We start from the raw sequence: 22,438 nt of genomic DNA, 5'->3' as shown, positions 1-22,438 counted from the left end.
CGTGTCCAACCCCGAATTCGTCGTCAAGGGCGCCCGCTGGCGGGGCGAAAACGTGGACGTGCTCGTGGCCGAAGGCCGCATCCTCGAGCTGCGGCCCACCGGCAACTACATGTACACCGGCGCGCAAAAGATCCCGGCCGGCGGGGCGCTGCTGCTGCCCGCCCTGACCGACTGCCACGTCCACCTGCGCGACCCCGGCTTCGAGTACAAGGAAGACATCGTCTCCGGCCTGGGCGCCGCCGCCCAGGGCGGCTTCGCCAACATCATGTGCATGGCCAACACCCGGCCCACCAACGACGAGGCCGCCGTGACGCGGATGATGCTCGAAAAGGCCCGCCGCGCATGGAAGAACGGCCCGCGCCTGTTCCCCGTGGCCGCGCTGACGCGCGGGCTGGCCGGGACCGAACTGACCGAGCTGGCCGAAATGCGCGGCGCGGGCTGCGTCGCGGCCTCCAACGACGGGCTGCCCGTGCGCAGCTCCGAGCTGTTCCGCCGCGGCGTGGAATACGCCGCCGACGCGGGCATGATCGTCATCGACCACTGCGAGGACCCGGACATGGCCCCCGGAGCCGGGGTCAACGAGGGCGAGGTCAGCTCGCGCCTGGGCCTCAAGGGCCAGCCCGTGGCCGCAGAGGCCATGCAGGTCGTCCGCGACATCCTGCTGGCCGAATACCTGGGCCTGCCCATCCACATCGCCCACGTCTCCTGCCGCCAGGCCGTGGAGCTGCTGGCCTGGGCCAAGGGCCGGGGCGTGCCCGTCACCGCCGAAACCTGCCCCCACTACCTGCTGCTGACCGACGAGGCAGTGCACAGCTACGACACCGCCGCCAAGGTCAGCCCCCCCCTGCGGACCCAGGACGACGTGCTGGCCGTGCGCCAGGCCCTGCGCGACGGGGTCATCGACATCCTGGTCACCGACCACGCGCCCCACGCGGCCCACGAAAAGGAGGTGCCCTTCTGCGAGGCGCCCAACGGCATCTCCGGGCTGGACACCGCCCTGCCCCTGACCATGCGCATGGTCGACGAGGGCATCCTGGACATGGAAACCGCCCTGCGCGCCTGGTGCCACCGCCCGGCGGAAATATTCGGGCTGCCCGTCTGCGCCTTCAACCGCGACGACCCGGCGGACTTCGTGCTCTACGACCCCGGCGCGCCCTGGGAATTGACCCCCGAGCGGATGCGCTCCAAGGGCAAGAACACGCCCTTCATGGGCCAGACCCTGCCCGGGCGGGTCAACGCCCTGTTCGTGGACGGGGTGCGAATCGTTTGACGGACCGGCTTTCCTGTCATTATAGTTCACCTCCCCCGAAAAGACGCCGCCAAACCGGAGACCAGAATGAGCGACCCCTATAAAGAGGCCATATCCATCTGCAAGACCCTCATGCGCAACGGCTACGACGCCTATGTGGTCAACGCCAGGATGCAACGGCTGGTGCAGGACGCGGACGGACTCATCGAACTGGACATCGCCACGGATATCGATTTCAAGGGCCTGGACCGGCTCTTCCCGACCATCGAACGCTCCGACGCGGTCATGGCCTTCGCCAAGCTGCGCGACGACGGCGTGCTCTACCGCTTCTACCCCACGGATATCGAAAACGGCTCGCACCCCGAGGAATGCGTCGCCCGCGTCACCCCCCGGCTGCTGCAAAAGCTCCAGGAGCGCGGCGAAGTCCCGCACAACATGGCCTGCCCCTACATCCCCGAAACCGAGGTCCACACCCAGGGCTTCGACGACCTGGACGGGGGCGAGGTCAAGCTCTCGGGCATCCCCGACGAAACCCTCAAGCGCGACTACCTGCGCGCCGTGCGCGCCATGCGCTTTGCCGCCAACTACCACCTGCCCATCGAGCCCAACTCCTGGATGGCCATCCTGCGCGGCGCCCGCCGCGTGCTGGACTACGTTTCCGTGTCGGACATCATGAACGAATGGCGCAAGGTCGAGGCCGAAAACATGGCCGACTTCGTGCGCCTGCTCTTCGATTCCATGATCCTGCACGGGCTGCTGCCCGAGGTGGCCGCGCTCTCGCGCGTACGCCAGCGCAGAAGCGACACCGAATGGGAAACCGTCTTCGACCGCACCCTGGCCGTCATGCGCCACTACCCCGAGGAGCTGCCCTTCGACTGGCTGGGCACCCTGTCCTGCCTGTTCCACGACGTGGGCAAGCTCTACACCGCCGAGTTCTTCGACGACGGGTGGACCTTCTACCAGCACCACCGCGTGGGGGCCAAGGTCACGCGCAAGATCCTGAACCGGCTGCGCTTCTCCCCCGGGGAAATCGACCTGGTCTGCCACCTGGTGCGCCACCACAGGCGCTTTAGCTACATGCTCACCGACCGGGGCATCCGGCGCTTCAAGGCCCTGGACGAATACCCCCGGCTGATGGAAATCGAACGGGCCAAGGTCAAGGCCCGTGGCGGCAACTACACGGAATTCAACCACAACATGAAAATGCTGGAGCGCACGGACACCCCCGAGGAAATGCTCGAACCGCTGCTCAACGGCAACGAAATCATGGACTTCGCCGGACTGCAGCCCGGCCCGGCGGTGGGCGTCATCCGCGAGGCCCTGCTCAAGGCCCAGGTGGCCGGGGAGGTCACCTCCATCCCCGACGCCGTGGAATTCGTCATCCGCTACCAGGAACGCGAAGCCCTGGGCTAGCCGGCGCCGCCCGCGCCCGCCCCAGCGCCCCGGAGGCCACCCGGCTTCCGGGGCGCCGGGCGCCCCGGGCCCGGAAAACAACATGGTGAACCTCATCGAACTGACCCTGGCCGAACTGGGAGCCCTGCTCGCGGACCTCGGCCAACCCGCCTACCGGGCCGAACAGCTCTGGCAATGGCTGTGGCAAAAACGCTGCCGCGACGTGGCGGAAATGACCAACCTCTCCAAGGAGCTGCGCACGGCCCTGGCCACCCGCGCAACCATCTCCTGGCCCGAGGTGGCCGAGGTCCAGGTCAGCGCCGACACCACGGTCAAGCTGCTGCTGCGCCTGCACGACGGCGCCCTGGTGGAAACGGTGCTCATCCCCGAGCGCACCCACCTGACCCAGTGCCTGTCGTCCCAGGTGGGCTGCCCCATGGCCTGCACCTTCTGCTCCACCGGACAGATGGGCCTTGTGCGCAACATGACCGCGGGCGAAATCCTCGGCCAGATCCTGGTGGCCCAGCATTACCTGGCCGAGCAGGGCCAGGACCCGGACCAGCTGAAGAACCTCGTGTTCATGGGCATGGGCGAACCGCTGCTGAACCTGGATGAACTGATGAAAAGCCTCACGGCCCTGGGCCACGACAAGGGCCTCAACTTTTCCCCGCGCAGGATCACCGTGTCCACATGCGGCGTGCCCAAAGGATTGGAGGTGCTCGGAGACAGCGGCCTGGCCATGCTCGCCGTCTCGTTGCACGCGCCGACCCAGGAACTGCGCGCGCGACTCATGCCGCGCGCCGCGGCCCTGGCGCCCCTGGACGAACTCATGGCCGCCCTGGACCGCTACCCCCTGCGGCCCCGCCAGCGCATCACCTACGAGTATATCATGCTGCGCGGCGTGAACGACCAGCCCGAACACGCGCGCCAGCTCGTGCGCCTGCTGGGCCAGCGCAAGGCCAAGGTCAACCTCATCGCCTTCAACGCGTCGCCAGGGGCGCTGTATGACAGCCCGGAACGCATGGATATCCTGGCCTTCGAAAAAATGCTGCACGTCAAGGGGCTTACCGCCACCATCCGGGGCAGCAAAGGCCAGGACATCGCCGCCGCCTGCGGCCAGCTCAAGGCGGAACACGACCGCCGCACAACCCGTTGCGACAAGGACAACGCACAATGACCAGACCGGATTTCTGCCCCGACTTCGAAAAAATGAACGGGCTCGTGCCCGCCATCGCCCAGGACGCCGACACCGGCGAAGTGCTCATGCTGGCCTACATGAACCGCCAGGCCTGGGAACAGACCCTGGCCACCGGCGAGGCCCACTACTGGTCGCGCAGCCGCCAGGAACTGTGGCACAAGGGCGGCACCAGCGGCCACGTCCAAAAGGTCAAGGCCGTCCGCCTGGACTGCGACGACGATACCGTGGTGCTGATGATCGAACAGGTCGGCGGAGCGGCGTGCCACAAGGGCTACCGCTCCTGCTTCTATCGTGAACTGCGCGGCGGTGACGTGAACACCTGCTCGCCCCTGGTCTTCGACCCCAAGGAGGTCTACAAATAATGTCCGCTCCCCAGAACAACGGCGCCCTGGTCAAATTCGGCATCCCCAAAGGCTCCCTGCAGGACGCCACCATCGCCCTGCTCGCCCGCGCGGGCTGGAAGATCCGCCAGCACCACCGCAACTACTTCCCCGAGGTCAACGACCCCGAACTGCGCTGCTCCATGTGCCGCGCCCAGGAAATGTCGCGCTATGTGGCCAGCGGCACCCTCGACCTGGGCCTCACCGGCAAGGACTGGGTCCTGGAAAACACCTCCGATGTGGTCGTCGTCTCCGACCTGATCTACTCCAAGGTCTCCAACCGCCCGGCGCGCTGGGTGCTGGCCGTGGCCGGCGACTCGCCCTACAAACGCCCCGAAGACCTGGCAGGCAAGAAGATCGCCACCGAACTGTGCAACTTCACCCGCAACTACTTCGCCAGCGCGGGCATCCCCGTGGAGGTCGAATACTCCTGGGGCGCCACCGAGGCCAAAGTCGTCGAGGGCCTGGCCGACGCCATCGTCGAAGTCACCGAAACCGGCACGACCATCAAGGCCCACGGCCTGCGCATCATCGCCGAGCTGATGCAGACCAACACCCAGCTCATCGCCAACAAGGCCGCCTGGAACGACCCGGCCAAGCGCAGAAAGATCGAACAGATCGACATGCTCCTGCACGGCGCCCTGGACGCCGAATCCCTGGTCGGCCTGAAAATGAACGTGCCCAAGGACCGCATGAAGGACATCCTCGACCACCTGCCCGCAGCCAACTCACCCACCGTCGCCAACCTCATGGACGAATCCTGGCTGTCCGTCGAAATCGTCGTGGCCTCCTCCACCGTGCGCGACCTGATCCCCGCACTGCGCGAAAAAGGCGCACAGGCCATCATCGAATACGCCCTGAACAAGGTCATCTGATCACCTGCGCCCCGCGCCCCGGTCCACCCGGGCCGGTGTGCGGGGCGCAGGCCGAAGACCGGGAGAGGGGGGAGCGGGGGTCTTTTTCCGGCGCCAAAAGCCCCCCGCTCCCCCCTCTCCCGGACCCTCACCCCCCTCACCCCCAAAATGCGCTCTTTTGGCGGGCTCCACGCTCCGGGAACGGGTGCGGCCAGTCGGGATAACAGGGCCCCGCAAACCCGGACGAGAGCCCCGGAGGCAGGGACACGGCAAGGCCCGTTTCCCCGGGAAAGGGGCCCTTGCGGGACGGGGGCACAGGGACAGGCTCCGCCGCCCAAAGAAGGCCGGGGCGGCCCCTCCTGGGCTCCGGGGGTATCCCCCTCATGGTTAAGCCCCAAAGCAGCGGGCCGGATTTCCTTTCGGGAATCCGGCCCGCTGCTTTAGGGCTGGCGCTCTTCCTGCTTCCCCGTTTTCTTCCGGCTCCCTGCGCCTCCCGGCCCGGGGTCGCGCGGCGTTTCGCCGTGCGGCTCCGGGCCGGGAATGCGGGGTCCAGGGGCCGTTGGCCCCTGGTGGGGGTGCAGGGGGCGACGCCCCCTGCCCGGGGGGTCCGGGGGGCGGCGCCCCCCGGGTTTATTCGGACGGAATGGTTTCCTGGGCTTCGGTGAGCAGGAAGGAGCCGTCGAGGATCCATTGTTTGAGGGTCTCGGCTATTTCCAGGGACAGGGTATAGCTGGTCATGGGCACGGTCTTGACCTGTTGTCCGTTGAGTTCGATTTCCCCGGATTTGAGTTCGGCGAAGGTGACGTGTTTGAGCACGCGCGGCATGCAGTTGGGGTAGTCGTACCCGTAGTCGCGCACGGGCATCTGGATATCGCTGTCGGCGACGCCGGTGAACCAGGCCATTTCCTCGTTGAGGATGGGGATGGGGATGCCCACGCCCACGGCGAGGGAGCAGCCGTAGCCGACCATGGAGACGCCGCGCAGGTAGCGGGCGTCCATGCCTTTGAGGTCGCCCTTGAGCATGAGGGTTCCGGCGGGGCTCAGGGGGATGCCGCGTTCGTTGCGTTGCGGGTTGCTGACGTGTTGGGTGCCTGCGCCCAGGACGTAGCCGATGCCGCCGCCGAGGAAGATGCGCGTTCCCAGGCCGATGGTTTTGAGGAAGGGGTCGTTGAACAACGGCGAGAGCTGGCCTGCGGTGGCGTAGTTGGCGTTGCGCGCGTTGGGCTTGAGGGGGCCCATGTAGGTATAGATGAGCCTGCTTGTCAGGTTCACGGCGCAGTTATAGTTCTGGTAGCAGTTGCGCGGGTTGAGCAGGTGCGCGTAGGGCAGGTCGGCGAGGGTCACGTCCTTGTCTATGTCACGGCGCGGGTAGCAGTCGGTGCCGTAGCCGTTGGCTTTCAGGTGGACGGCCTTGCCGCGCACGAGGTCTTCGATGACGTGCCCGCCGCCGTACTTGAACTGTCCGGGGTAGACCTTGTTCAGGGGGTCGTCGACGGTGGGTTCGGTGGCGCCGAGATAGGAGTCCACAGCGGCCAGGCCGCCGTAGCAGGGCACGCCTCCGAGCCAGACGTTGGAGCACTTGATGGTCGGCGGATTTTTCTGGCCGATGTTGAACAGCAGGCCGGAGGAGCACATGGGCGAGAAGGTGCCGGTGGTGACGACGTCCACTTCCTTGGCGGCTTTTTCCTTGCCGCTTTTCCTGACGACCTCGATCATTTCCTCGGCGTTGAGCACGACGGCCTTGCCGGAGCGGATGCGCGCGTTGATCTCGGCGATGGTTTTGTTGACCTTGAAGCTGCCCATGAAAGTCTCCTGTGTCCTGTGATCGATTTTCCCGTGGCCAGAGCCCCGGGGCCGTTCATGCTGGCTGAAAACAGGGGTGAAGGCAACGGCTTTTTTCCACAGCCCCCCGGGAGGGGTTCATACCCGCAAGGCGGCAAAGCGCTTGGCTTGCGAGCCCTTTTGGAGTATAAATCACCAGTTGCCGGGCGCCCGATCAGGCCCTTTTCAACACACTGTTTTTGCAGCATCTTCGCACACACGAACGCGCGCCGGGGACTATTGCCCAGGCATGGACTCCATGAACTCCCAACTCAAGGAAACCCTCCGTCAGCATCTGCACAAGGCCTACTCCGCGCAGGAGTTGAAGCGTTGGTTCGATCCCTTGCGCCTGGAGGTCAGCGAGCAGGACAAGCACCTGCGCATCGGCTTTCCCCACGCCTTTTTCGCCCAGTGGTTCCAGGGTGCGGTACAGGAGCGGTTCGAGCAGGAGTTGCACACGTTCTTCGGCCCGGGCTATGTGCTGCACTACCAGAGCGCGACGCCGGCGGACCCCGGCGCCGAGGCGCATGCGGCGGAAGGCAAGTCCATCGATTTTCCTTTCGGCCACCAGTTCACCTTCGACAGCTTCCTGACCAACAAGAAAAATTTCTTCCCGCTGACCACGGCGCGCGAGGTGGCCAAGCAGAACGACATCATTTTCAATCCGTTCATTGTCAGCGGCGAGGCCGGTTCGGGCAAGACGCACCTGATCAAGGCCATCGCCAACGAGGTCAGCAAGAAATTCAGCCCCGAAAGCGTATTCTTCGGCAGTGTGGAGGACCTCTACAACCTCTACAACGGCGATTTCGACAACGACCGGTTCAAGGCCCGCAACCACGTCTACAAGTACCGCTTCCTGTTCATCGACGAATTCCAGCTCATCAAGAAGTACAAGGGTTTCCAGACAGAGCTTATCAATCTTTTCAATTATTTCTACGACAACAAGAAACAGATGATCTTCTGCTGCTCGGACAAGCTGCCGTCCTATGAGTTCCTGGACCCCAAGCTCAAGAGCCGCCTGGAGTGGGGGCTGATCGTCAACCTCAAGCGGCCCGACCTGGACATCCGCGTCCGCTACATCGAGCAGTATTGTCGGCTCAAGCGCATCAACCTGACCCGGGAGCAGGTCCTGAACCTGGCCCAGCGGTTCACCGACCTGCGCTTCCTGCAAGGTATTCTTCTTAAATTTTACGCGTATAAAGAGTTTGTGAACAAAACGTTCACCGACCGCGACTTCGAGCAGATCCTCTCGCAGACGGCGGGCACCGCGCGCAAGCAGATCCGCCCCGAGGTGATAATCGAAACCGTGGCCGAGCATTTCGAGGTGGACCGCAAGGACATGATCGGCAACCGGCGCCACAACCGCGTGGTCCGCGCACGGCAGATGGCCATGTTCCTGTGTCGCGAGCTCATCGGCAGCTCCTATCCGGCCCTGGGGCGGCTCTTCGGCGGCCGCGACCACTCCACCGCCTTGTATGCGATCAAGAAAGTCAAAAAAATGCAGGAGGATAACTCCGAAATGAAAAACATAGTGACATTGCTCAAGCGCAAGTGCCTCTCGCGGGGCTAGGGCTGCGGGGCAGTGTGCGCAAGGCGGCGCAAGGCGCCGGGGAACGCACATCTGAATGCGCTATAAAAATGTTTTGAAATAGGGACTTACCGAAGAAAGGAACACCACGGACAGCCCTACTTCCACCACCAATTTTACTAATCAGCAATTAAGAGCAGAAGAACAAGGAGAGCGCGATGTACCTCAAGGTCTTCAGGGACGACATCATCGAGGGGCTCCAGAAATCGGCCGCCATCATCCCCGCCAAGACCGGGGCGGCGGTGCTGCGCACCATCTGGCTCAAGGTGGAGAACGACGCCCTGCGCATCATGTCCACCGACTCCAACCTGGAATTCTGCGGCTGGTACAACGCCGAGATCGTGGAGCAGGGGCTTGTGGGCGTCCAGGGCCGCTCCTTTTACGACCTGATCCGCAAGCTGCCCCCCGGGCAGATCACCCTGCGCGTGGACCAGGACGGCCAGCAGCTGTCCATCCAGCAGAACAGCCGCAAGTACAAGCTGCCCACCAACGAGGCCAGCTGGTTCACCGATTTTTCGGAGTTCCCCGAGGCGGGGTCGGTGTTCTGGTCCGGCGATTTCCTCCAGGATCTCATCGAGCGTACGGCCTATTGCATCAGCGAGGAGGACACCATGGAGGCCATTGCCTGCATGAACCTGACCTCCTCCAAGACCACCGAGCACATCGAGGCCTGCGGCCTGAACGGCCACCAGTTCGCCATGACCCGCTTCCTGCAGGACGACCTGCGCGCCCTGCTGCCCGACGGCGGGGTGCTCATCCAACGCAAGTTCCTGGCCGAGCTGAAAAAATGGCTCTCGGCCGATGAAATAGAAATGAATATCGACAACAAGCGGCTGTTCTTCCGCACGGCGGACAAGAAAGAGCAGTTCAGCCTGCCGCTGTCGTTCTACCAGTATCCGGACTACAACGCGTTCCTGTCCAAGATCCGCGAGGACGGCGTCTGCCAGCTCATGGTCGACCGCCTGGAAATGATCGACACCCTGGAACGCATCATGATCTTCAATACCGACAACAACCGTTGCACCTATTTCCAGTTCGCCGGAAACGAGCTGACCCTGTACAGCCAGGGCCAGGACGTGGGCACGGCCTCGGAATCCCTGGAAGTTGAGTTCTCCGGCGATCTGAAGAAGATAGCCTTCCCCACACGCAACCTCGTCGAGATATTGAACCACTTCCAGTCCGACAAGGTCACCTTCCGCCTGACCGGAGCCGAAGGCCCCTGCGGCATCGTCGGCGCGGACGACTCCGACTACCAGGTCATCATCATGCCGATGAAGATCGTGGAGGAGACCTACTACAGCGAAGAGGACGGCAACTAGCCGGGCCGCAGCACATCAAGAGGTAGAAACACTCAATGACCCAGAACGGAAACAAGAACACATATACGGCCGACAGCATCACCGTGCTGGAAGGCCTCTCCGCCGTGCGCAAACGCCCGGCCATGTACATCGGCTCGACGGACATCCGCGGGCTGCATCACCTGGTCTACGAAGTCGTCGACAACGCCATCGACGAGGCCATGGCCGGATACTGCGACAAGATCGTGGTCAACCTGCACCTGGACAACTCCGTCACCGTCATGGACAACGGCCGCGGCATCCCCGTGGACATCCATCCCAAGGAGGGCCGCCCGGCCGTCGAAGTCGTCATGACCGTGCTGCACGCGGGCGGCAAGTTCGACAACGAGTCCTACAAGGTCTCCGGCGGCCTGCACGGCGTGGGCGTTTCCGTGGTCAACGCCCTGTCCGAATACCTCGAGGTCACCGTCCAGCGCGACGGGCGCAAGTACTACCAGAAGTACGAACGCGGCGTGCCTGTGACCCAGCTCAAGGATATCGACTCCTCAATGGATACCGGAACCATCGTCCGCTTCCGGCCCGACGAGGAGATCTTCGAGGTCAACCAGTTCGTCTACGACATCCTGCGCAAACGCTTCCAGGAACTGGCCTACCTCAACTCCGGCCTGGAGATAGACTTCCGCGACGAGCGCACCCAGCGCCGCGAAAGTTTCAAATACGAAGGCGGCATCCTCCAGTTCGTCAAGGACCTGAACACCGGGTCCGGCAGTGTCCACGAAATCATCTCCGGCGCCGGGGAACAGGACAACGTCGCCATCGACTTCGCCCTGCAATACAACCAGACCTACAAGGAAAACGTACTCACCTTCGCCAACAACATCCGTACCAAGGAAGGCGGGACGCACCTGGTGGGCTTCAAGACGGCACTCACCAGGGCCATCAACAACTATATCGAAAAATCCGACCTGCCCAAGAAACTCAAGACCAAACTCACCGGCGACGACGTGCGCGAAGGCCTGACCTCCGTGGTCAGCGTCAAGCTCTCTCGCCCGCAGTTCGAAGGCCAGACCAAGACCAAACTCGGCAACTCCGAGGTCACCGGCCTGGTCTCCGCCATCGTCTACGACCGGTTGAACACCTTCTTCGCCGAAAATCCCAAGGACGTGAAAAGCATCGTCGAAAAGGTCGTGGACGCCGCCCGCGCCCGCGAAGCCGCCCGCAAGGCCAAGGACCTCGTGCGCCGCAAGGGCGCCCTGTCCGACAACGCCCTGCCCGGCAAGCTCGCCGATTGCCAGACCAAACGCCCCGAGGAATCCGAACTGTTCATCGTCGAGGGCGACTCCGCAGGCGGTTCGGCCAAGCAGGGCCGCGACCCGCGCATCCAGGCCATCCTGCCCCTGCGCGGCAAGATCCTCAACGTCGAGAAAACCCGCTTCGACAAGATGCTCGGCAACAAGGAAATCAAGGCCCTCATCACCGCCATGGGCGCCGGCGTCGGCGAGGAGGACACCGACTACGACCGCCTGCGCTACCACAAGATCATCATCATGACCGACGCCGATGTCGACGGCGCCCATATCCGTACCCTGCTGCTGACCTTCTTCTTCCGCCAGTACCCGGGGCTCATCGAGCGCGGCAATCTCTACATCGCCCAGCCGCCCCTGTTCCGCATCCACAAGGGCAAATGGGAGCAATACATCTCCGACGAAAACGAATTCGTCGGCTACCTGCTGGGCCGCGTGGCCGGGGATATGGAAATCCGGGCCGAAAACGGCGCGACCTTCACCGCCGACAGCCTCGTGACCCTCGTCGAACAGATCGGCTCCATCCAGGACAAGACCCGCGAAGCCGAAAACGTGGCCATATCCAAGGCCCTCTTCAAGGCCATCATCGGCTTCGAAACCCGCCTGACCCCCACCTCGCTGACCAACGGCGAATGGATCGGCTTCGAAAAATACATCGCCGCCCAGGGCTGGGACCCGGAACTGGAAATTTCCGACGACGACCTGGAAACCAGGCGCTATGTCGTCTTCGACGACCGCAAGGGCCACCGTACGCGCATCGGCGTCGAATTCTTCAACTCCAAGCTGTACCGCCACGCCCACGAAACCCTCTGCGCCATCGCCGAAGCCTGCGGCGGCCAGCGCTTCACCCTCGTCAAGAAAGACGAACAGCTGGAACTGGCCGACATCTTCGCCCTGCAGGGCGCAGTGCTCGAAGAGGCCAACAAGGGCATCGGCATCCAACGCTACAAGGGCCTTGGCGAAATGAACCCGGAACAACTCTGGGAAACCACCATGAACCCGGAAAAACGGACTCTGCTCAAGGTCACCATCGAAGACGCCGTCGAAGCCGACGACCTCTTCTCCAGCCTCATGGGCGACCAGGTAGAGCCGCGCCGCGAATTCATCGAACGCAACGCGCTCATGGTCGGCGACCTCGATATCTGACGCCAGCCGCCGGGGGGCGCCGCCCCCCGGACCCCCGGGCAGGGGCTTCGCCCCCTGCACCCCCACCAGGGGCCAACGGCCCCTGGACCCCGCATTCCGGCCCGGAGCCGCACGGCGAAACGCCGTGCGGCTCCGGGCCGGGTGGGTTGGGTGGGTTGGGGAGGGTTTTGGGGCGGGGGCCTGGGGGTGGGAAAGATTTTGGGGCGGAGGCTTTTGGGGAGGGGGTTTGGGGCGGGGGCTTGGGGTGGACGTTTGTCCGAAAGGGCAGGACCGGATTTCGAGTGGGAATCTGGTCTGTTTTTTTGGGGCTGGGCCGGGGTGTTGTTTGTGGTCGGGGTTGTGGTGGTGGTTTTGAGGTGGGCGTTGCTCCGGGTTTAGTCTGCGCGTTCGAGCAGGGCGGCGAAGAAGAATTCGGCCAGGGGCGATTCCGGGGGCGTCTGGTGGGTGGCGCTCAGCCGGAAGCGGGGCTGGGCGGCCAGGAAGGCGTCGAGCTGGGCCTGGTTCTCGGCGGGTGAGATGGTGCAGGTGACATAAGCGAGCAGGCCGCCGGGCGCGAGGCAGGAGGCGGCGTGGCGGAGCAGCCGCGCCTGGACGCGGGCGAGGTCGGCCACATCCTTGGGGGTGCGCCGCAGCAGGGTGTCGGGGCGGCGGCTGAGGACGCCCAGGCCCGAGCAGGGCGCGTCCAGGAGAATGGCGGACAGGGGCCTGCGGGGGGTGAAGGCCTCGGCGCGGGCGCGGAAGGGGGCCACGGCGGTGGCGGCCAGGCGGCGGCGTTCGGCGTTCAGCCCGGCGAGGCGCCGGGCGTTGGGGTCGCTGGCCAGGATGGTGCCCGGGGCGGCGTCGGCCAGGAGCAGGCTCTTGCCGCCCCGGCCGCAGCAGGCGTCCCAGACCGGCCGGGGCCAGGAGGCGGCGCCCAGGGCTTCGAGGGCGGCCTGTCCGGCGAGGCTTTGGCGCACGGCCTGCCCGCTGGCGAGGATATCGGCGAGGTCGGGCGGCGGGCTGGCCAGGGCCACGCCGCAGGCGGTGGCGGCCAGGCAGCAGGGTTGCGCGGCCAGGCTGGCCAGGCGCTCGGCGGCGCCGGGCACCTGCGGCCGGAAGCGCAGGCCCAGGGGCGGAGCCTGGCAGGTGGCGGCCAGCAGGAGCCTGGCGGCCCCGGGGCCGCAGGCCTCGAGCCACAGGGCCGCCAGCCAGTGGGGCACGCCGAAGCGCCGGGCCAGGAACAGGGCCTCGTCCCCCGCTCCGCCGGGGCAAAGGGCCTTCTCATGGGCCAGGGGGGGCTGGCGGAAGAAGGCGTCGTCCGGGCCGCCGGGCCCCAGCTCGGCCACCCGGCGCAGCACGGCGTTGCAGACCTTGCCCAGCCGGGGGTTGATGGCGGTCTTGACGTGTTCGGTGGCCCAGTGGGTGGAGGCGTAGGCCGGAATCCGGTCCAGGAAGAGTATCTCGTAGGCCGCCACGGCCAGGACGAGGTGCATGGCGGCGGGCAGGGCCTGCGGGTCGCGCAGCAGGGTGGCGAGGATGAAATCGAGGCTCGGCTTGCGGCGTAGGGTGCCGTAGGCCAGCTCCGTGGCCAGGGCGGCGTCCAGGGCGTCGGCTGTGGCGGTCTTGGAGGGCTCCTGGCGGCCTGGGGCCCCGGTTGGGGTGAAAACGGCCCCCAGGGCGGCGTCCAGGGCCGCCTGGATGTCCTGTCCGCGCAGGCAGCGGTCCAGGGCCAGCAGGGCGGCCCGGCGCGCGGGGGGCAGGGCCGGGGCGGCGGAACGGGGCGGCCGGGGCAAGATCAGGCGCCTTGGCCCGCGCCGGGCCGGGCCTGGGGCCCGGGGGCCGCGGCTTCGGAGGCCATGGGCAGGCCGCGCGGGGCGGGCGGATCGGCCAGGAAGCGTTGCAGGGCGCGTTCCACCAGGGGCAGGGACACGCCGGTATCCAGGCAGGGGCCGTGGGGGCGCTCGTTGAGCACGCCGAACACGGGCAGGGGGTAGGTGTCCTGGATGCCGCTGGACAGGTCGCGTTCGCAGGCCACGGCGATGATGAGCCTGGGCCGGAGCTGGACCACGATGCGCCGGGCGATGGTGCCGCCGGTGGCGATGGCCAGGTGCACGCCGTAGTGCTCGGTCAGGGCCAGCAGGTCGCGGATGGGGCATTTGCCGCAGCGCTTGCAGTTGTTGATGTCGTAGGTCAGGCGCATGTCGCAGCGCGAGTTTTGCAGGCAGTGGGGCATGAGCAGGAGGATGTCCTTGCCCGTGTAGCGCCCGGCTTCGTGCTGCACCAGCTCGTTGTTGACCTTGATGAACGAGGAGCGCACGCGCTCCTTGGATATGCCCAGGGCCTTGCCCAGCAGGACCATGAGCGGCAGGAAGAGCTTGATGGTCAGCCCGCGCAGGCGGCGCGAGAAGGGCAGGCTGCGCCCGAGCAGGATGTTGAGCACCAGGCCCAGGCTGGCCCAGCCCACCAGGCCGATGGCCGCGGCGACCAAAAGCCCGAGCACCCACGGCGCGGCGGGATGCAGGGCGTTCAGCCCCACGAAGGGCACCACCCACAGCGCCAGCAGGAGCAGGGAGAGCAGCGCCGAGGCGCCGGTGATCAGCCCGATGAACAGGCGCTTGCGCGCGGCGCCGGCGCTTTGGTCGTCGCGGTCGAAGGCAGCGAGGGAGGAGTCCGGTCCGGTCATGGGCAAGCCGTTTCGTGCTACAGGCTGGGGGGAACCCGGATGCGGGTGGAGCGGGGGCCGCGCCGGAGGGATATTGCACCAGCACAGGGCCGGTGTGTCAACCGTCCGATGCGGATTTGCCGGGCTCCCGGTCCGGCCGGGGGGCGGCGGGCAGGTAGCCGCGGGCGAATTCCTCGGCGGCCAGCAGTTTCTTGCCGGCGGGCTTGAGGGAGGGCACGAGGTATTCGCAATCGGCGCAGGCGAAGGCCAGGAAGCCGTCGCGCAGGCCGAGGATGGTGCCCGGCGCGGGCCTGGGTTCGGCCAGCTCGGGGCCCACGCGGCCCGGGGTCAGCACCAGCCGCAGGGGCTGGCCTCCGCGCGGCCCCTGCCAGAGGCAGAAGGCCCCGGGCCAGGGATGCATGGCCCGGGCCCGGTTGTGGACCTCGCGCGCCGGGCGCGAGAAATCCAGGCGCCCCTCGTCCTTTTCGAGCTTGGGCGCATAGGTGGCCAGGGCGGCGTCCTGGGGCACGCGCACCAGCCGTCCCTCGCGCAGGCGGCCCAGGGCCTCGGTGATGAGCCGCCCGCCCAGGTCGGCCAGCTGGTCGTGGACCTCGCTGGCCGTCTCGTCGATGCCGATGCCCAGCGAGCGGGCCAGGAGGATGTCGCCGGTGTCCATGCCCGCGTCCATGCGCATGATGGTGATGCCCGTGATGGCCTCTCCGGCGAGGATGGCCCGCTGGATGGGCGCGGCGCCGCGCAGCCTGGGCAGTAGCGAGGCGTGGATGTTCAGGGCGCCCAGGGGCGGGATGTCCAACACGCGCTGGGGCAGGATGAGCCCGTAGGCGGCGACCACCAGCACGTCGGGCTCAAGGGCCGCGAGCTGGTCCACGTCGGCCTGGTCGCGGAAGTTGGCGGGCTGGAGCACGGGCAGGCCGCGCTCCAGGGCGAAGGCCTTGACCTCGCCGTGGCGCACGGCCTGGCCCCGGCCGCTGGGGCGGTCGGGCTGGCAATAGACGGCCACGACCTCGCAGCCGTCCCAGTCCACGAGCCGTTCCAGGGCGCGCCGGGCGAACTCCGGCGTGCCCATGAACACTACGCGGAGAGTGCCTTTTCCTTCTGCTTCGCCCATTTGCGAACCTTCTTGTCGTACAGCGAGCGCTTGAGGCGGCTGATGTGATCGATGAACAGGGTGCCGTCGAGGTGGTCGATCTCGTGTTGCAGGCAGATGGCCAGCAGATCGTCGGCCTCGATGGTCATATCCTGGCCGTCCAGGCCCCTGGCCTGGACGGTGACCTGCGCGGCTCGCTCGACGCTGGCGCGGTAGTTGCGCACGGACAGGCAGCCTTCCTCGGATTCCACGGTCTCCTGGCTGCGGGCGGTGATCACCGGGTTGACCAGGACGCGCAGGTCGTCGCGGATCTGGGGCCCGGAGATGTCGATGACCACCAGGCGCACGCCTTCTCCCACCTGGGGCGCGGCCAGGCCGATGCCTTCGTTGGCGTACATGGTTTCGGCCATGTCGTCCGCCAGGGCGCGCAGTTCCGGGGTTATCTCACCGATCTCCTCGGCGCGGCGGGCCAGCACCGGGTCGGGATAGTAGGTCAGTTGTCTTTTCATGCCATTGTCCCCCGCGCGTCCGCGCTGGGCCCGCGGCGCGCGGACGCCCCTAGTCCTTGGGCGTTTCGCGCACGCGGATGTGCAGCTCGCGCAGTTGCTTGTTGTCCACCGTGTCGGGGGCGTCGGTCATGAGGCAGGTCGCCTTCTGGGTCTTGGGGAAGGCGATGACGTCGCGGATGGACGCGGACCCCGACAGGATCATGATAAGTCGGTCCAGGCCGAAGGCAATGCCGCCGTGGGGCGGCGCGCCGAACTCCAGGGCCTGGAGCAGGAAGCCGAAGCGGGAGCGGGCGGTCTGTTCGTCCATGCCCAGGGCGGCGAACATGGCCTGCTGGGTCTGCTGGTCGTGGATGCGGATGGAGCCGCCGCCGATCTCCGAGCCGTTGAGGACCATGTCGTAGGCCCGGGAGAGCACCGCGCCGGGGTCCGTGCCCAGGAGGCTGTCGTGCCCGGGGGCCGGGGCGGTGAAGGGGTGGTGCAGGGCGACCCAGCGCTTGTCCTCGGGGCTCCACTCCAGCAGGGGGAAGTCCGTGACCCACAGGGGGTTGAAGGCCGCGGGGTCGATGAGCCCCAGGCGGCGGCCCAGCTCGTTGCGCAGCTGGCCCAGGGCGGTGTTGACCATGACCGCCGGACCCGCCTGGAAGAAGAGGATGTCGCCCTCCCGGGCTTCCAGGCGCTCGGCGATGCCCTGGCGCTCGGCCTCGGAGAGGAACTTGGCGATGGGCGACTGCCACTCGCCCCCGGGCTTGAGCTTGATCCAGGCCAGGCCCTGGGCTCCGTAGATTTTCACGAACTCGGTGAGGTCGTCGATCTCCTTGCGCGAGAGATCCACGCCGCCCTGCACGCGCAGGCCCTTGACCAGCTCCGCCGAGGCGAAGAGCTTGAAGCCGCCGCCGCGCACCACGTCGGTCACGTCCTTGAGCTTCAGGCCGAAACGGGTGTCGGGCTTGTCCAGGCCGTAGTCGCGCATGGCCTCGTGCCAGGTCATGCGCGGGAAGGGCTCGGGCAGGGCCACGTCCAGGGTTTCGGCGAACAGGCGGCGGATCATGCCCTCGGCCATGGCCATGACCTGCTCCTGGTCCACGAAGCTCATCTCGCAGTCGATCTGGGTGAACTCGGGCTGGCGGTCGGCGCGCAGGTCCTCGTCGCGGAAGCAGCGCACAACCTGGTAGTAGCGCTCCATGCCCGCGACCATGAGCAGCTGCTTGAACAGCTGCGGCGACTGGGGCAGGGCGTAGAACTTGCCTTCCGCCAGCCGGCTGGGCACCAGGAAGTCGCGCGCCCCCTCGGGGGTGCTCTTGGTCAGGATGGGCGTTTCGATCTCCAGGAAGCCCTGTTCGTCGAGGTAGCGGCGTACGCTTTGCACCGCGCGGTGGCGCAGCTGGAAGTTGCGCGCCAGCTTGGGGCGGCGCAGGTCCAGGTAGCGGTATTGCAGGCGCAGGGTCTCGGCGGCGTCCACGCGGTCCTCGATGGCGAAGGGCGTGGTGCGCGAGGTGTTGAGCAGCTTCCACTCGTCGACCACGACCTCGATCTCGCCGGTGCCCAGGCTGGGGTTGGTCATGCCCTCGGGCCGGGGGCGGACCGTCCCGCGCACGGCCAGCACATATTCCGTGCGCAGGATATGCGCGTCGGCGTGGGCCGCGGGGTTGTGCTCGGGCGAGAAGACCACCTGGGTCAGGCCCTGGCGGTCGCGCAGGTCGATGAAGATCAGCCCGCCGTGGTCGCGGCGGTACTGGGCCCAGCCCATGAGGCACACGCTGCGGCCCACGTCGGAGGCGGTCAGCTCGTTGCAGGAGTGCGTGCGCTGCCAGCCGTCCAGGGGTTTGATATATTTCTGGTGCTCGCGCTGAACGTCGTAGGTCTCTTCCATGATGCGTCCTCTCGGTGTGCGTCCCGGCGCCCGGGTGCGGGCGGCGGGCGGAAAATCGTCCGGCTACCCGCGGTTTGCCAGCAGGGCCACGGCCTCGGCCCGGGGCAGGGTCCGCTGCTCGCCGCTGCCCATGTCGCGCAGGGTCACGGTGCCGTCGGCCAGCTCCTGCCCGCCAAGGAGCAGGCACCAGCGCGCGCCGGAACGGTCCGCCGCGCGCATGCGGCTTTTCATGCTGCCCGAGGCGAAGCCCGTCTCGCCGGAGAGCCCGGCTTCGCGCAGCTCCTGGGCCAGGGCCAGGGCCGGGCTGGGCGCCGCCGGATCCAGCACGGCGACGAAAAAGTCCGCCGCGGGCTGGCCCACGGGCGGCACCAGCAGCGCCAGGCGCTCCATGCCGATGGCAAAGCCCGTGGCCGGAACATCGGGCCCGCCGAGCTGCCTGACAAGCCCGTCGTAGCGTCCGCCGCCAGCCACGGCGGTCTGGGCGCCGATGTCCGTGGAGGTGACCTCGAAGGTCAGGCCCACATAATAGTCCAGTCCGCGCACCAGCCGGGGATTCTTGACGAAATCCACCCCGGCCCCGGCCAGGATGGCCTGGACCTCGGCGTAGGCCCCGGAGCAGTCCGGGCACAGGTGGTCTTCGATGACGGGGGCGGCGGCGGTCAGCTCGCGGCAGCGGGGCGTCTTGCAGTCGAGCACGCGCAGGGGGTTGGTGCCCGCGCGGCGCTTGCAGTCGTCGCACAGCTCCTCGAAGCCCGGCAAGGCGGCGAAGAAGGCGTCCAGGGCCGCGCGGTGCCGGGGGCGGCAGGTGCGGCAGCCCAGGGAGTTGATCTCGAAGGTCAGCTGGCGCATGCCCAGGGCGCGCAGGTAGGTGGCGAGCATGAGCACCAGCTCGGCGTCGGCCTGGGGCTCCGTGGCGCCGACCATCTCCACGTCGAGCTGGTGGAACTGGCGCATGCGGCCCTTCTGGGGGCGCTCGTAGCGGAACATGGGCCCGAAGGTGAACATCTTGTGGACGGCGCCGGGGGAGTGCAGGCCGTTCTCGATATAGGCGCGCATCATGCCCGCCGTGGCCTCGGGGCGCAGGGTCAGGGAGCGGCCCTTGCGGTCGGGGAAGGTGTACATCTCCTTCTGGACCACGTCGGTCTCTTCGCCGATGGAGCGCGAAAAAAGCTGGGTGGGCTCCATGAGCGGCAGGCGGACCTCCTGGTAGCCGTAGCGCGAGAAGACCTGGCGCGCGGTCTGTTCCAGGTGGGCGAAGGTCGTGCTCTCGGGCGGATACATGTCCGCCACGCCTTTGATTTTTTGGACTTTGCTCATCTTCGGGCTCGTGGCCGGCCGCGGGCTGCGCGGCGCCGCCGGGCTGCGGGGTGCGGAAAAACGTGGAAACCCAGGGCCAAGCCGCTAGGAGTTAGACCATAGCCGCCCAAAAGTCAAAGCGCGCGCGCCTCGCGGAGGGGCGGCGCGCGCGGGGCCGCCGCGATAGCCGACACGGGGAACTGCGCGATGCGGAAGGGGCTGGCGCGCCCCCCCGGAGGCCGCCGCCCCCGGGGGACGACCGCCCCCGGGAAACCGTGCGCCCCGGCCTTGCCCGGTGCGCCCCGGCAGCGCCGCCTTCCCCGCGCCCCGGCCTTGCCCCGCCCCCTCGCCTGCCCTGCCCGCGCCCCGGCTCGTCTGCGACCCTGCCTCGCCTGCCCTGCCCCCGTCCGCCCTGCCCTGCCCTCGTTGCGGGGCCCGTGCCCCCGGTGCCGCGCTCCGCACCTGCCCGCCCGGTACTGACAAGATGCGCCCGGGGCGCTATGACGAAGGCGACGGGGCGCGCCGCCGGGGCCGGGGGCCGAAAAGGCTTGCCCCGCCCGGCAAAGGGTCCTAGGCTGCGGCCAAATAATCGATTGCCAACAAGGATTCGAATCATGCGAAGCAAGCAAATGACCCACGGGCTGGAAAAGGCCCCCCACCGTTCGCTGCTCTATGCCCTGGGGCTGACCCGGGAGGAGATGCGCAGGCCCCTGGTGGGCGTGTGCAACTCGGCCAACGAGGTCGTGCCCGGGCACATCCACCTGGACACCATCGCCAAGGCCGTGAAGGAGGGCGTGCGCATGGCGGGCGGCACGCCCCTGGAGTTCCCGGTCATCGGCGTGTGCGACGGGCTGGCCATGAACCACGCGGGCATGCATTTCTCCCTGCCCTCGCGCGAGATCATCGCCGATTCCATCGAGATCATGGCCAGCGCCCACCCCTTCGACGCGCTGGTGCTCATCCCGAACTGCGACAAGGTCGTCCCGGCCATGCTCATGGCCGCCCTGCGGCTGAACATCCCGGCCGTGGTCGTCTCGGGCGGGCCCATGCTCGCCGGCAGCGGCAACTCGGACCTGATCACCGTCTTCGAGAGCGTGGGCCGCGCCAAGCGCGGGGAAATCAGCGAACAGGAGCTGGACGCCCTGGAGCAGTGCGCCTGCCCGGGCTGCGGTTCCTGCTCGGGCATGTTCACGGCCAACTCCATGAACTGCCTGTCCGAGACCATCGGCCTGGCCCTGCCCGGCAACGGGACCATCCCCGCCGTCACCGCCGAGCGCGTGCGCCTGGCCAAGACCGCCGGGATGCGCGTCATGGATCTGCTGGAAAAGGGCATCCGCCCGCGCGACATCGTGACGGAAAAGAGCGTGGCCAACGCCGTGACCCTGGACATGGCCCTGGGCTGCTCCACCAACACCGTCCTGCACCTGCCGGCCATCTTCGGCGAGGCCGGGCTGGCCCTGACCCTGGACATCTTCGACGAGGTCAGCGCGCGCACGCCCAACCTGTGCAAGCTCTCCCCGGCGGGCCCGCACCACATCGACCTGCTGCACCGCGCCGGGGGCATCCCCGCCGTGATGAGCGAGCTGGCCAAGCGCGACCTGCTGCACCTGGACGCCATGACCGTCACCGGCCGGACCCTGGGCGAGAACCTGCGCGAGCTGTCCGCCGTGGTGCGCGACCCCGAGGTCATCCGGCCCGTGGACAAGCCCTACTCCCCGCGCGGGGGCATCGCCGTGCTGCGCGGCTCCCTGGCACCGGACGGCGCGGTGGTCAAGCAGTCGGCCGTGGCCCCGGAGATGATGCGCCGCACGGGCCCGGCCCGGGTCTTCGACTCCGAGGCCCTGGCCAGCGAGGCCATCCTCGGGGGGGCCATCCGCCCCGGCGACGTGGTCATCATCCGCTACGAGGGTCCGCGCGGCGGCCCGGGCATGCGCGAGATGCTCTCGCCCACGGCGCACATCGCGGGCATGGGCCTTGGCGAGTCCGTGGCGCTCATCACCGACGGGCGCTTTTCGGGCGGCACGCGCGGCGCAGCCATCGGCCACGTCTCGCCCGAGGCCGCCGACGGCGGGCCCCTGGCCCTGGTCCGCGAGGGCGACATGATCGACATCGACATCCCGGGCCGCAGCCTGAACCTGCTGGTGGACCCCGCCGAACTGGAGGCCCGCCGCAAGGCCCATGTGCCCCCGGTGCGCGAGATCGCCTCGCCCCTGCTGCGCCGCTACAGCCGCCTGGTGCAAAGCGCGGCCCAGGGCGCGCGCTACAAGGACGAGTAGCCCCGCGCAGCCCGCGCGCCCCGCCGGGGGCGCGCGGCCCGGCCCCCGGGCGCCGTTCCCGGGCCGCAGGGGCCGCCCCGTGTGCGGCCCCTGTTGACCTCGCGCGCGTTTCAGGCCCATACTGGCCGCGATCCCCCTTGGGCGGCCGCGTCCCCCAGGGGCCGCTACGACCAGGAACATCACGGACGAGGACACGAGCATGGCGCGGTGGGACGACGAGGCGGTGGACCGCTACGAGGCGTGGTTCGAGACGCCCACGGGAGCCTTCGCCCTGGGGCGCCAGCGTGCGCTGCTGGAGCGGCTGGTGTCCGCCTGGCCCCGGCGCGGCCACACCCTGTTGGACATCGGCTGCGGCCCGGGCGTGTTCATGAAGCTGTTCTGGGAGTCGGGCTTCGACGTGACCGGCGTGGACAGCTCGCCGGACATGCTCGGGGCCGCGCGGCGCAGGCTGGGCCCCCACGGCGCCTACCACCTGGGCCGCGCCGAACACCTGCCCTTCGCCGACGAC

At 67.6% G+C, this 22,438-nt stretch carries 17 protein-coding genes; 10 read left to right on the top strand and 7 right to left on the bottom strand.

What is annotated here, in order from left to right:
* Window position 1: 1 nt before the first annotated feature.
* From M0P34_RS00650 to hisG, 5 genes are all read left to right on the top strand, one after another.
* The gene (locus M0P34_RS00650) at window positions 2-1,270 is read left to right on the top strand and encodes a dihydroorotase (RefSeq protein WP_291495265.1); all 1,269 of its coding nucleotides are present in this window, start codon (window positions 2-4) and stop codon (window positions 1,268-1,270) included.
* 66 nt (window positions 1,271-1,336) lie between these two features.
* Complete coding sequence (locus tag M0P34_RS00645; RefSeq protein WP_291495263.1) at window positions 1,337-2,662, top strand: HD domain-containing protein; 1,326 nt, start codon at window positions 1,337-1,339, stop codon at window positions 2,660-2,662.
* Window positions 2,663-2,744: 82 nt separating this feature from the next.
* A complete protein-coding gene (gene rlmN / locus M0P34_RS00640) occupies window positions 2,745-3,818 on the top strand; it encodes a 23S rRNA (adenine(2503)-C(2))-methyltransferase RlmN (protein WP_291495261.1) in 1,074 nt (357 codons plus the stop codon).
* Entirely contained in the window at window positions 3,815-4,201 is a 387-nt protein-coding gene (gene hisI, locus M0P34_RS00635) for a phosphoribosyl-AMP cyclohydrolase (protein WP_291495259.1), read from the top strand. The genes rlmN and hisI overlap by 4 nt, the downstream gene beginning before the upstream one ends.
* On the top strand, window positions 4,201-5,094 hold the full coding sequence (gene hisG / locus M0P34_RS00630; RefSeq protein ID WP_291495257.1) for an ATP phosphoribosyltransferase: 894 nt from the start codon (window positions 4,201-4,203) through the stop codon (window positions 5,092-5,094). The genes hisI and hisG overlap by 1 nt, the downstream gene beginning before the upstream one ends.
* Before the next feature lie 609 nt (window positions 5,095-5,703).
* Here hisG and M0P34_RS00625 read toward each other — a convergent pair.
* On the bottom strand, window positions 5,704-6,876 hold the full coding sequence (locus M0P34_RS00625; RefSeq protein ID WP_291495255.1) for a homocysteine biosynthesis protein: 1,173 nt from the start codon (window positions 6,874-6,876) through the stop codon (window positions 5,704-5,706).
* A 268-nt stretch (window positions 6,877-7,144) separates the two neighbouring features.
* On the opposite strand from M0P34_RS00625, the gene M0P34_RS00620 reads away from it, so the two are divergent.
* From M0P34_RS00620 to gyrB, 3 genes are all read left to right on the top strand, one after another.
* Entirely contained in the window at window positions 7,145-8,464 is a 1,320-nt protein-coding gene (locus M0P34_RS00620; RefSeq protein ID WP_366061700.1) for a DnaA/Hda family protein, read from the top strand.
* 176 nt (window positions 8,465-8,640) lie between these two features.
* Window positions 8,641-9,801, top strand: a complete 1,161-nt coding sequence (gene dnaN / locus M0P34_RS00615; protein WP_291495253.1) for a DNA polymerase III subunit beta — start codon at window positions 8,641-8,643, stop codon at window positions 9,799-9,801.
* 35 nt (window positions 9,802-9,836) lie between these two features.
* The gene (gene gyrB, locus M0P34_RS00610; protein WP_291495251.1) at window positions 9,837-12,230 is read left to right on the top strand and encodes a DNA topoisomerase (ATP-hydrolyzing) subunit B; all 2,394 of its coding nucleotides are present in this window, start codon (window positions 9,837-9,839) and stop codon (window positions 12,228-12,230) included.
* 374 nt (window positions 12,231-12,604) lie between these two features.
* Here gyrB and M0P34_RS00605 read toward each other — a convergent pair whose 3' ends face one another.
* The 6 genes from M0P34_RS00605 to hisS all read right to left on the bottom strand — a co-directional run bounded on the left by M0P34_RS00605 (window position 12,605) and on the right by hisS (window position 19,675).
* Entirely contained in the window at window positions 12,605-14,002 is a 1,398-nt protein-coding gene (locus M0P34_RS00605; RefSeq protein ID WP_291495249.1) for a transcription antitermination factor NusB, read from the bottom strand.
* 2 nt (window positions 14,003-14,004) lie between these two features.
* Window positions 14,005-14,892, bottom strand: a complete 888-nt coding sequence (locus M0P34_RS00600) for a DUF116 domain-containing protein (RefSeq protein WP_291495247.1) — start codon at window positions 14,890-14,892, stop codon at window positions 14,005-14,007.
* 97 nt (window positions 14,893-14,989) lie between these two features.
* A complete protein-coding gene (gene fmt, locus M0P34_RS00595; protein WP_291495245.1) occupies window positions 14,990-15,958 on the bottom strand; it encodes a methionyl-tRNA formyltransferase in 969 nt (322 codons plus the stop codon).
* Window positions 15,959-15,963: 5 nt separating this feature from the next.
* Window positions 15,964-16,488: a peptide deformylase gene (def, locus tag M0P34_RS00590; RefSeq protein ID WP_291495243.1), complete on the bottom strand. Its 525-nt coding sequence runs from the start codon at window positions 16,486-16,488 to the stop codon at window positions 15,964-15,966.
* Between the two features lie 49 nt (window positions 16,489-16,537).
* Complete coding sequence (gene aspS / locus M0P34_RS00585; protein WP_291495241.1) at window positions 16,538-18,358, bottom strand: aspartate--tRNA ligase; 1,821 nt, start codon at window positions 18,356-18,358, stop codon at window positions 16,538-16,540.
* A gap of 63 nt (window positions 18,359-18,421) precedes the next feature.
* On the bottom strand, window positions 18,422-19,675 hold the full coding sequence (gene hisS, locus M0P34_RS00580; protein WP_291495240.1) for a histidine--tRNA ligase: 1,254 nt from the start codon (window positions 19,673-19,675) through the stop codon (window positions 18,422-18,424).
* 593 nt (window positions 19,676-20,268) lie between these two features.
* Here hisS and ilvD point away from each other — a divergent pair.
* Window positions 20,269-21,930: a dihydroxy-acid dehydratase gene (ilvD, locus tag M0P34_RS00575; protein ID WP_291495239.1), complete on the top strand. Its 1,662-nt coding sequence runs from the start codon at window positions 20,269-20,271 to the stop codon at window positions 21,928-21,930.
* A gap of 199 nt (window positions 21,931-22,129) precedes the next feature.
* A partial coding sequence (locus M0P34_RS00570; protein ID WP_291495238.1) for a class I SAM-dependent methyltransferase occupies window positions 22,130-22,438 on the top strand: 309 nt, incomplete at its 3' end.

Origin of the sequence: Desulfocurvus sp. (assembly GCF_023230885.1) — a bacterium.
Taxonomy (GTDB): Bacteria; Desulfobacterota; Desulfovibrionia; order Desulfovibrionales; family Desulfovibrionaceae; genus Desulfocurvus.
Note: the sequence above shows the minus strand (reverse complement) of the source record. Positions and strands in the feature narration are given on the sequence as shown.